The following is a 305-nucleotide window of genomic DNA, read 5'->3' on the forward strand; positions in this document are numbered from 1 at the left end:
CAATCGTCATATCTGACACTTTTCCAAATTCTACGTCAGCTCCCTTTATATTTTTTAACTCAGTTTGATCAGCCTGACTAAAACCATAATGGGCCGTCACAAATAAATCAGCCGTCTGGTGAGCCTGCAGATAGTCAGTGGCCAGTTTTTGCATATTAGGCTTTGTTACCTTCAAGCCAACAAAGGTAAAAGAACCTAGAAACATCAACAGCATAATGGAAAGAAAGCGGCCCTTTGAATGCAACATGGTATTCCAAACTGTCTTCCAATAAATCCTTTTTTTCATAATATCACCTCGTAATTGA

General features: G+C 38.7%; 1 protein-coding gene. It reads right to left on the reverse strand.

Annotated elements, in window-relative coordinates:
* Positions 1-286, reverse strand: a 286-nt coding sequence (locus FH871_RS35500; RefSeq protein ID WP_212768442.1) for a hypothetical protein, incomplete at its 3' end; no start/stop codon positions are given.
* Positions 287-305 lie beyond the last annotated feature (19 nt).

It is taken from the genome of Larkinella sp. C7 (assembly GCF_006149005.1).
Lineage (GTDB): Bacteria > Bacteroidota > Bacteroidia > Cytophagales > Spirosomataceae > Larkinella.